8 protein-coding genes are annotated in these 10,951 nt (G+C 51.3%); 5 read left to right on the plus strand and 3 right to left on the minus strand.

What is annotated here, in order from left to right; translation table 11 throughout:
- Window positions 1–29: 29 nt before the first annotated feature.
- The 3 genes from AD948_RS09070 to AD948_RS09080 form a co-directional block, all read right to left on the minus strand.
- Window positions 30–914, minus strand: coding sequence for an NAD(P)-dependent oxidoreductase (locus AD948_RS09070; protein ID WP_061471557.1), 885 nt, complete (start codon window positions 912–914; stop codon window positions 30–32).
- Window positions 911–2,032, minus strand: a complete 1,122-nt coding sequence (locus AD948_RS09075) for an alkene reductase (protein WP_061471558.1) — start codon at window positions 2,030–2,032, stop codon at window positions 911–913. The genes AD948_RS09070 and AD948_RS09075 overlap by 4 nt, the downstream gene beginning before the upstream one ends.
- A gap of 75 nt (window positions 2,033–2,107) precedes the next feature.
- Window positions 2,108–2,989 (minus strand): LysR family transcriptional regulator, encoded by an 882-nt coding sequence (locus AD948_RS09080; RefSeq protein ID WP_061471579.1) that lies wholly within the window; start codon window positions 2,987–2,989, stop codon window positions 2,108–2,110.
- 155 nt (window positions 2,990–3,144) lie between these two features.
- Between AD948_RS09080 and AD948_RS09085 the strand changes: the two genes are divergently transcribed.
- From AD948_RS09085 to AD948_RS09110, 5 genes are all read left to right on the plus strand, one after another.
- Window positions 3,145–4,188 (plus strand): SDR family oxidoreductase, encoded by a 1,044-nt coding sequence (locus AD948_RS09085; protein ID WP_061471559.1) that lies wholly within the window; start codon window positions 3,145–3,147, stop codon window positions 4,186–4,188.
- Between the two features lie 324 nt (window positions 4,189–4,512).
- Window positions 4,513–5,459 (plus strand): IS630 family transposase gene (locus AD948_RS17750; protein WP_408736063.1). Its coding sequence is split into 2 segments (ribosomal slippage): window positions 4,513–4,849 and window positions 4,849–5,459, totalling 948 coding nucleotides; the frame shifts between segments, so codons are not numbered across the junction.
- A gap of 132 nt (window positions 5,460–5,591) precedes the next feature.
- The gene (locus tag AD948_RS09100; protein ID WP_248845981.1) at window positions 5,592–6,458 is read left to right on the plus strand and encodes a hypothetical protein; all 867 of its coding nucleotides are present in this window, start codon (window positions 5,592–5,594) and stop codon (window positions 6,456–6,458) included.
- A 640-nt stretch (window positions 6,459–7,098) separates the two neighbouring features.
- On the plus strand, window positions 7,099–8,385 hold the full coding sequence (locus AD948_RS09105) for an MFS transporter (protein ID WP_248845982.1): 1,287 nt from the start codon (window positions 7,099–7,101) through the stop codon (window positions 8,383–8,385).
- Between the two features lie 638 nt (window positions 8,386–9,023).
- Window positions 9,024–10,913 carry an N-acyl-D-amino-acid deacylase family protein gene (locus tag AD948_RS09110; protein WP_061471561.1) on the plus strand — a complete coding sequence of 630 codons (1,890 nt, stop codon included), beginning with the start codon at window positions 9,024–9,026 and terminating at the stop codon, window positions 10,911–10,913.
- The last annotated feature ends 38 nt before the right edge of the window (window positions 10,914–10,951 follow it).

A 10,951-nucleotide genomic window follows, 5' to 3' on the forward strand; every position in this document is an offset into this window, starting at 1 on the left:
AGCCGGCACAGACCCATTACAAACCATGATTATTTCAGCCCGCTATCCTGCCGAGCCCGTTCCATAAGCACCACAAAATCCCGATCGGCATCGCCTGCACTGATAGCGCTTAGAAGACGATCCCGCACCACGGAAGCGTAAGGCAGAGGAACGTCATAGTCGCCGCCAGCTTCCAGAAACATTTTCATATCCTTGAGGCCAAGTGTTACCGGCGGGGCGCCTGGGTGATCGTATTCATGCTCTACCATCAGCTTTCCGTAATTCTTATGAACGGGTGCCGTATAAAAACTATTGGTCATGATTTCAAAGATCTTGCGCGGATCTGTTCCTGCCTTCTCGTTGAGTGCAAAAACTTCTGCCATCTGCTCAATCGTGGAGTAAATCATGAAATTGAGGGAAAGTTTCACGAGGTTGGCCTGCACAGGGTCCCGTCCGGCATCAAATATCTGGGTTCCAAAACACTCGAGTAGCGGGCGCAGGTGCTTCACCGCCTCCTCTGCGCCTCCCGTGATGACGAACAATTCTCCCGCCGCAGCTGCCGGCGGGCGCCCCAGCACAGTGGCGCTCACATAAGTCTGGCCTCGCTCGGCGTGTCCATCTCGCAAACGGCGCGCCTGCGCCAGAGACAGGGTGCTACAGCAGACATGGATTGCGTTCTGAGACAGCCCTGTTGCGACACCGTCTTTGCCAAACGTGGCCTCTTCCGTGCTTGCGTCGTCAAACAACATCGAGAAAGTTACCTCAGCTTGACGGGCAACGTCTGCAGGTGTCTCGACAAATACAGCCCCTTGATCGATCAGATCATCTGCCTTGCTACGTGTCCTGTTATAGACGACGAGAGCATGACCACCTTTGAGCAACCGCTCCGCCATTGCATGCCCCATGGCGCCAAGTCCGACAAAGCCGATTTTCATGCATCTCCCCCTTCCTTAGCCTGGGCGAATGGGTAATCCGTCAGGCCAATTTCCGTTCCACCGTAATAATAGTCTTCCCGCACGGGGTTTAAGGTAACCCCGTGTTCCAGCCGCCAAGGCAGGTCAGGATTGGCAATAAACGGACGACCAAAGCCTATCAGATCGGCCCATCCAGCCTGCAATGCATTTTCAGCACGCGCCTCCGTGTAACGGCCAGCATAAATCATCGTTCCACGATAGACGATCCGAAGGGCTTCCTTGAACGTCACGGGCATGTCCGGTGCATCGTCCCAATCCGCTTCTGCGATATGGATATAAACAGCGCCTAGATCGTCCAGCAGTTTTGCCGCCGCAACGTAGGTGGCTTGCGGCGTGGCATCACGCGTGCCCTGATGGGTCGTAAGCGGCGCCAGGCGCACCCCGACGCGGCGTGCGCCTATGGCCCCGATCATTGCTTCCGTCACCTCTTCAAGCAGACGCAGCCGGTTGCGGAGGCTTCCGCCATACTGATCATCCCGATGATTGGATTCCGAGCAGATAAACTGGCTGATAAGATAACTATTAGCCGCATGAAGCTCGATACCGTCGAAGCCTGCCGCAATCGCATTGCGCGCAGCCTGCGCGTAATCGGCGATGATCTGGCGGATTTCGGGAAGCGTCAGGGCGCGCGGCATAGAACTCTGCACCATCTGTCCGGCACCCGAAGCTGCGCCTTTATGGTTAAGATCCACATAGACTTTCACTCCTTCGGCCTGAATAGCTGAAGCCGAAACAGGTGCAGCACCCCCCGGCTGGAGGGACACATGAGACAGTCTCCCTACATGCCATAATTGAGCAAAAATACGCCCGCCTTTCGCATGCACTGCATCCGTGACCAGTCGCCAACCGTTTATCTGGGCCTCGCTGTAAATTCCTGGCGTCCACGCATAACCGCGCCCCTGTGGACTGATGGGTGTGCCTTCGCTGACAATGAGTCCGGCACTTGCTCGTTGCGCATAATACTCAGCCATCAACGCTGTGGGAACGTCACCGTCACCCGCTCTGCACCGCGTCATCGGCGGCATGACAATCCGATTAGGTAATGCAAGCTCGCCAAGGCGATAGGGGGTAAACAACATGCCTGTTTCCTGATGTTAGAGAAAAACGTCCCACAGTAACCGTCCCCCATGAGGCCCGGATATTGATCCCTCCCCTCAGCAGACGTCAACGAGATAATCCAGAAAGGCCTGCACGCGTCGTGAAAGATTCTGACCAGCAGCGTGCACGGCATAAATGTTGATATCGTCCTGCTTGAAAGCGTCCAATGCCGTCTCCAACCGTCCTGCTTGCAGATCTGCAGCGACATCGTAATCCGTCTTCAGCACGACACCAGCGCCAGCAATAGCCCATTGCCGCAGCAAGGCACCATCATTGGCTGTTCTATCACCAGACACATTCACTGAAACCAGAGTGCTGCCGTCGTGAAAACGCCAGATACTTTGTGGATCCCCCTTGCGTGAGAGGACGAGGCAATTGTGGCTGGCGAGATCCTCCGGGCGGTCAGGCTTGCCGTGAATGCCCCAGTAAGATGGCGCGGCACAGACTGACCGTCCTCCGCGCATGATCAGGCGGGCCTTCAGGCGTGAGTCCGACAAGGGGCCTGTGCGTAAGCCCAGATCATATCCCCCCTTGATCAGATCGGTTACGTCATCGCTTAAAGAAAGGTCAAAACGCACGGCTGGATGGTGTGCGATGAAACCATCAATAACTTCCCACAGTCGGGTACGCCCGAAATCGCTCAGGGAGGTGATCCGGATAACGCCCTTTAGGGGGCCGTCTCCTCCTGCCTGATCAATGACGTCATCCAGCGTCAGAAGCAGTTCGCGGCATTGCCGCGCGAATTGCTCGCCTTCCGGGGTTAGTGACAGCCTTGGGGTGGACCGAAGCGCCAGCCTTGCGCCAACATACTCTTCAAGACGCCGAAGGCTGGCTGTTACGGCTGAGGGAGCAAGACGCCGCGCCCGTGCCACAGCGGCCAGACTACCGTTATCAGCAATGTCAAGAAAGATACGGATATGAGCAAGGACGTCCATCATGCATATAAAGTGCATAATGCCTTCACTCCAAAGTCAATTCTTCTTTATACGCCAAAAAATCATAATCAGTCAGACCATTTTGATCTGTTTTTACTTTGGCTGCCGACGGAATAACGTCATGCCTCGGCAGAGAAGACCTCATCTATGGAGACGTCATGAGTGCTCAACATGTCCTGATTGCCGGAGCCCAGGGGGGCGTGGGGCTCGCAGCGCTTGATGCTTTTCAGAATGCGGGATGGACTATCTCCACACTCAGCCGTGCACCGAAAGGACCCGGCAGTGGCACTCACATCAGTGCCGACCTTCTGGATACCGAAAGTCTGACCTCGCAGGGCAATGCTTTGAAGGGAGTTACGCATCTTTTTTATGCTGCTCTCAAGCCAAACCCAGATCCAGGCATCGAAGCGGATGAGAATGCCGCGATGTTGGAAAACCTTGTGTCTGCCCTCAGAAAATCTGGCGCGTCTCTTCAACGGCTTATCTTCATTCAGGGTGGCAAAGTTTATGGCGCCCATCTGGGTGTTTACAAGACACCAGCCCGAGAGGACGACAGCCGCCACTTCCCGCCCAATCTTTATTTCCGACATGAGGACTTTGCTCGTTCGCAGGAACGCGAAGGACTGAAATGGACCGCTCTACGGCCCGATATCGTCATCGGTCATTCATTGGGCTCTTCCATGAATCTGGGTAATTTGATTGGGCTATACGGTGCTCTGTGTCGAGAGACGAAGACCGCCATGCAGTTTCCCGGCCCGGAGGCCGCCTATCGTAACGTGCTGGTCAATATTGTCAGTACTGAAGTGCTGGGCGAGGCCGCATTGTGGGCTGCCGAAAAAGATGTGGACGGTGCCTTTAACATTACTAATGGTGACGTCTTTCGCTGGTGCCACGTCTGGCCCAGACTGGCGGAATGGTTCGGACTTGATGTGGGAGAACCGCAACCAATCTCGCTAGCCCAGCGCGTACATGCTCTCAAACCCGTCTGGGCACAACTTGCAACCCGGGAAGGTCTGGCCGAGACGGATACGGACCGGCTTGCACTTGGTGGCTTCGGCGACTTTATCTTCCATGTCGAGAAAGATGCGATCTTCGATGTAACCAAGGCGCGGCAGGCAGGATTTCCCGGCATGATGCGATGCTCAGACGATGTGCTGCTGGCTCATCTGAACAGGATGCGTGAGCGCAAACTGATTCCATAAAAAACAATCGAAGTAAGGCGATAAATATGAGGCTTTTATCGTAAGGTTTCCAAGATGCTCGTAGATCCTCAACGCAGGTTGTTTCTTAGATCCATAGCGGGCGTTACGACCGTGATGGCCATAGGGCCCCTTTCCCCATCTGCTGGGCGCGCAGCCTCTCCTGTGTTCCCTTTAGGTGACCCTTGGGCTGCTTGGTCGCCAGAGGCTCTGCGTCATCATCACGATCCTCGATTACGCGGCATAGAGCGGTTCCACTGAACTCTGAATCGAAAGGTGACAGTGAAGGCGCGATGTGATTCACCGTTTTTTCTGATGGAGACGGTGATGGCACGAGCATTGAGTTATGATCTTCGGAAGCGGGTTCTGGAAGCTGGAGCTGGGGGAGCGTCAGCCCGCTCGATTGCGGCGCGGTTCGGTGTTGGGATTTCGACGGCGATCCGCTGGCTGCGTCGGGAACGCGAAAGCGGCGAGCAGACGCCCCGTCGTCAGGGCAAGCCGCGCGGGTCACGGTTGGACGCGCACGAAGCGTTTATCGCGGGCATGATCGAAACGCAGAAAGACATCACGCTCAACGAAATGATGGCAGGTCTGAAAAGCGAACGTAGCGTCGGGATCGGTCGCAGTATGCTCAGTCGCTGGCTGCGGCAGCACGGATGGACATTCAAAAAAAGACCGCTCATGCACTGGAGCAGGAGCGTGAAGACATCCTGAAGCGACGACAGGACTGGTTTGATCTCCAGCCTGACCTCGATCCGAAGCGTCTGGTGTTCATTGACGAAACCAGCCTCTCCACGAATATGGCCCGTCTGCGCGGGCGTGCCTTGCGCGGGGAACGCTGCCGCGCCGGTGTGCCGCATGGTCACTGGAAAACCACGACTTTCACCGGGGGGCTGCGCCTGACAGGCCTGACCGCGCCCTTCGTGCATGATGGTCCCATGAACGGCAGGATCTTTCAGGTCTATGTCGAACGGGTTCTCATCCCGACACTGAAGCCGGGCGATATCGTCGTGATGGACAATCTTCCGGCGCATAAGCTTCCGGCAACACAGAAGGCCATTGAGCAGGCAGGGGCGAAACTGATGTTCCTCCCGCCCTACAGCCCGGACTTCAATCCTATCGAGATGGCCTTCTCAAAACTCAAGGCCTTGCTGCGCGCCAGAGCCGAACGGACTGTCGGTGCTTTGTGGGATACCGTCGGCGCGCTGCTTCCGGCTTTCACTCCCAATCAATGCGCCAGTTTCTTTACAGCCTCTGGATATGAGCCAGATTAAAGTGGAACCGCTCTAGCTCACGCGATCCTTGCACCCAACCCGCAGAATCTTCAGCCGTGGGTGTGTGAACTACACGGCGATAATTATATCATACTGCGCAATGGAGGTGAACGTCGTCTAGCCGCCTCTGATATGCCGGATCGGCAACTCACCGTAGGGTTCGGTACTTTTTCCGAACTCCTCATCATGGCTGCCGAGGCAGAAGGTTATGCTGTCGAGATGGGGCTCTTTCCTGAAGGCGAACCCTGGCCTGTTCTGGATCACCGACCGATTGCCATATTCACCCTGCACAGACAGACCCCGCGCCGTGATCCGCTGCTGGACCATATTCTTGAGCGCCATACCAACCGAACACCGTTCGATCTAGCCCGGTCTGTCAGTATTCAGCAACTGACGGCTATTCGGAAGGCCACGCGCAAACCTGAACGCGTGCATCTTAACCTGGAACCCGGGTTAGCCACAAAAATACAGGACATTACCATGCGGGCGTGGGATGTCTGGATGATCTCCTCCCCTTCCACACGCCTTGAGGTGGCGCGCGTCACGCATATCGGTAATACCGCGATCGCCGCTGCGCCCTATGGCCCTTATGTATCGGATACTGCTCTGAAAAAAGCCGCGGGTCCCATTACTTTCGAGACGCTGTCAGACCCGAACAGTGTCCAGTTTAAGGTCAATCGCACAGCTTATCGCAGGGCAATACAGACCGGTTTGGCTCATTTATGGATTGTTGCCCCTCAGTTTGACCGCAAGGGCATGTTCGACGCTGGACGAGACTGGGTGCGGGCTCATCTGCAAGCAATCGCATTGGGGCTTGATATGGAACCTCATAGTCAGGCGCTTCAGGATTTTCCCGAAATTGTTCCTTATGTAGACGAAATGCATAACGCGTTGGGCGTATCAGCCCCCGCCCGTATTCATATGCTAGGCCGTATTGGCTATGGTTCTGCGGTAGGTCCTGCGCCCCGGTTGCCGGTTGAGGCACATTTGCAGAGCTAGGCTCATAATTAAGCTATGATCTGGACACGCAGAATGTGCGTGTTGGAGGCAAATCTCTCATCCCAAGTCTTTTCTATCGAACAAAGAATGGCTCCCACCTTGGAGAAAAAACCGTAATCAGAGCCATCCGGCCAGAGCCGCAAGAGAGGCAAGCAGTAATGCGGAAGCCCCACCTACATAAGAGCTTAGAAAACGTTGAATGAGAACAGCGTATGCACTAGCGGATTCAGTCATTCATTCTTGTTGAATGAAACGGCCCATTCGCGCAAGCCGAGACAATGTGTGTTTCAGTCACATCGCGTATTCTGACAGCGTAAAACCTTTGACTGGGTGGGTGCTAAGTAAAGACGTAGCATGCTCAAGTTGTAGCCTCTGAACTGAATCTGACTGGTAATGATACTTGTCTGTTTGGTTCACCAGAAAAGATATTGGTTTTGTTGGAGCCGCTCGCCACCGAAAGACCGTTCTACAAGCTTAAAAAGCGTGACGTTAGAGAAAAAAAGACATACACATCTAACCACGGCTTAGGAAGATTAAAACTCTTTCTTTCATCATACGTTTAACTCTATGCTGCCTGAAAATAAAAAACAGTTCGTTACACGATACGAAACCTCGCAATAAAATAAAAATAGAGGGAAATATGTCAGATATACCCGTTGATGAACTTGCAGTTATAAATAAAGTTGCCCGCAGGCTCTTACCTTTGGTTACGGCATGTTATCTGGGAGCCTATATAGATCGCCAAAATATTGCATTTTCAAAACTACAAATGATGATTGACCTACATGTAAGTGAAACAGTCTTCGCTTCTGGTGCATCATTGTTTTTCATTGGGTATATGATTTTTGAAATTCCAAGTAATTTATTACTCCATAAATTTGGCGCATCCAGATGGATTGCCAGAATTGGAATATCGTGGGGAATTATTACAATACTGCTCGCTTTTACAAGCAGTCCCCTCATGTTTTATATTTTAAGATTTTTGTTGGGTGCGGCAGAAGCTGGGCTATATCCAGGTATAATATATTACTTATCATTGTGGTTTCCTGCGCAACATCGCGTTCGCATGATGGGATACTTCACGTTAGCCAGTAGTGTCGGCAATATGCTTAGCGGGCCAATTTGTGGCTGGCTTCTGAGTAAGCATGGTTTCGCGTCTCTGGCAGGTTGGCAAATAATTTTTCTAGTGACAGGAGTTTTTCCAATTATTCTAGCCATTCTGGTTTTTTTCTTTCTTCCAGAACGGCCTGAAAATCAAAATTTTCTAAATAATATAGAGAAAAAATGGCTTGTCGACACTCTTGCTTCTGAAAAAGAGAAGGTCCTTCAAAATGATTCCCAGAATACAAATGTCCTCAGCGTCATATTCGATATCCGAGTCATAAAACTTGCAATTTGCTTCATGCTAATTTCCATCGCAAGTTATGGACTAAGTTATTGGCTACCATCATTGGTAAATGAATTTGGTGTAGGATATACGGAAAACGGATTTCTAAACGCAATACCATACTTTTTAGCGACTTTAGCTTTGATTTTTCTAGTTCCTGCAGTCAGAAAAGGAGACCGCCCCCTTTATGCGATGCTTGCCGCATCTGTCTTTGGAATGATGTGCTTTATACTGTCAGTCTCTATACATAATAATGCATATCGCTTTGCGTTGCTGAGTCTGGGTGGTCCGTGCATTTATATTTTACTCCCCTGTCTTTGGGCTCTTCCTTCCAGATTCCTGAAAGATGCTAAGGCGGCGGTAGGTATAGCCACCATCACGTCGGTAGGAGGCTTGGGGGCATTTCTTGGTCAAAATCTGGTAGCATGGGTCCGTCACTGGACTGGAAGCGCTGATCTGCCAATGCTCGTTCCTGCCGGAGCGTGCCTTCTTCTCTTTTTCCTCGTTTACAACATGATCTCATCAAATAGAAATCAATGAAGTGCGGATAGAATATTAAATTACTCTGTGACATTTATATATTGGCTTATTCTTCATAATATAATTTTTGTGAAAATACTCTGAAATGGAAACGTTTGTATTATGTATCCGAACATTTTGTGCTTATATATTGAGTGGTTTCACCCTAACCAAATTCTCAGTTTATGGAATGCAGAGGAAAAAATTTACCATAATCAAATAATTAATTCTCCATGGTCAAAGTTCCTACCAGGTCATCAAATGCAAAACTCGTCCATGTGCCCAGTTCCATCGCTGCAAGAGGCAAAATGGCTGCATACGGTCCATCGGGTTGTCCTTCTCAAGGGAGATATCTGACACGATAAGGCACTTTTTTGTGGGAGGGATTCGGTAGGTAGGGGCGATATGCAGTCATATTTTCCATTCAACAACAAGTTGGGCTTTGTCGTAAGCTGACACTTCCCTGTTTGTGTAAGTCTTTCTACATGTATAAAAACCCCAATATAAATCCATAATTTGCATTAATTTTATCCATCAAAATCAGAATTCTGGAACCCTTCTGCCTCCCAATTGTTGTAATCACGCAGGTAGCCATCAGAACAACTATTACACGCACAATATATTCTGCGTGTCTCTATTTACTGCTTGAGGGGACACATATGGTTGATATCATTTTCCGAAACAGCATTTTGTTTGATGGCTCCGGAAGTATACCTGTTGTGTCAGATGTTGCCATTACAGACGGTAAGATTACCGCAGTTGGACGCAATTTGAAGGCCACCGACGAGACAGCCGAGATCGAATGTCGGGGGCTCTGGCTGATGCCGGGATTGTTGGATATCCACACCCATCTGGATCTGGAAGTTGAACTTGCCCCTGAACTGCCAGAAGTTGTGCGGCATGGCACCACAACGGTCGTGATGAGCAATTGCTCCATTGGCGTGACATACGGTCATCAGCGTCGTAACGGAGAGAATCCGATCGTTGATTGCTTCGCGCGTGTCGAGAATATGCCAAAGTTAGTCCTCAGCCGTGTTGCGGACATGTGCGTCTGGTCAGACTCACAGGGCTATCTTGATCATCTGGAAAGTCTTCCCCTAGGCCCCAATGTCGTGCCACTAATACCCCATTCCATGCTCCGGATTGAAGTCATGGGGTTAGACGAGTCTGTAACACGCCATCCGACCAGGCAGGAACTTGCCCGCATGGAGCAATTGCTGGAGGCCGGGATGTTGCAAGGCTATGCAGGCTTTTCTACCGATGCACTCCCTTTTCATTTTCTTGCCAATAACCCCAACAAGAAGAAAAAAATTCCAACGCAATACGCCAGTTTTAAAGAGCTTCGTTGGCTAACAAACATTGTGCGACGTTACGGCCGTGTCTGGCAGGCAACTCCGCCTAAAGACAACATCGTTGCAGCAGTGCGTAGTTTCATGCTGACCTGCGGACGTCTGTATCGTCGTCCTCTCAAAACAACTGTCTTGGCTGCGATTGACTTGCAGACCAATCGGTCCGCCATGTATCTGTGTCTACTCCTCTCTTCGATGCTGAATTCCCGGATACTGAAAGGAATGTTGCGTTTTCAGGCATTGTCGTCATCTTTCAGAATATGGAGTGACGGCGCCATTAACCCGATTGCGGATGAAATCCCAGCATTCCGCGCTCTCAACGAACTGGAGCTTGATGATCGTCAAGGTCGGTTAAAGGTCATGAATGACCCTGATTGGGTCAAATCGTTCCGCGAGATGTGGCTTAGGGGTAAAAATGGCTGGTCACTTGCCAGACTACGTCGCCGGATGCGTCAGGAAGATATCGTGCTTACCCGCAACCTGGATGACATGATTGTGTCAGAATGCCCACTTGGCAACTGGGACGGAGAAACGCTGGAAGCTCCTTATCGGAGACTTCTGGCCAGCCAAGCATCTCATGGCCAGCGTGGACCGGTCAATCACGCTGAAGCGGTATTTTTTTCGGGTTTTCCTAATCCGATAACAGATGATGCCTCGTTTTTTCTACATCTGTTACGCGAATGGGATACGGATTTACGTTGGGAAACAACTTTTGCGAACCGTAATAGCAAAACCCTCAGGAAACTGCTCTTTCACGATCAAACGCTTCCCGGATTTAACGATAGCGGTGCACACCTCGCCAATATCGGCTTTTATGATGGAAACCTAAGGGCGCTGAAAATTGCACAACGGGAAGGATTGCCGCAGGTTTCTTGTGCTATTCACCGCTTAACAGCACTTCCGGCCGAATTCTTCGGGATCAATGCCGGAAAAGTGCGGGTTGGCGCACAGGCAGATCTCTGTCTGATCGATCCTGTGGCTCTTGCACAATGGGATCCAGAAAGCACCTATCACTTCATTTATCGTAATCAATTCGGGTGCAGGCAGATTGTTAACCGCCCGGTCGATGTCGTGAAGAAGGTAATGATTTGCGGCAAAATTGCATGGAATGAAGGGGGGTATTCCAAAGAATTTGGAGCATTTTCGTATGGGCGTGTTCTGAGAGCAAAAGATCACCCACTAGAACAGGAAAGATTTTAGGGCTAATCGACATTCAAGCGCTCCAGATCATGACTGCT

Origin of the sequence: Acetobacter senegalensis (assembly GCF_001580995.1) — a bacterium.
Taxonomy (GTDB): Bacteria; Pseudomonadota; Alphaproteobacteria; order Acetobacterales; family Acetobacteraceae; genus Acetobacter; species Acetobacter senegalensis.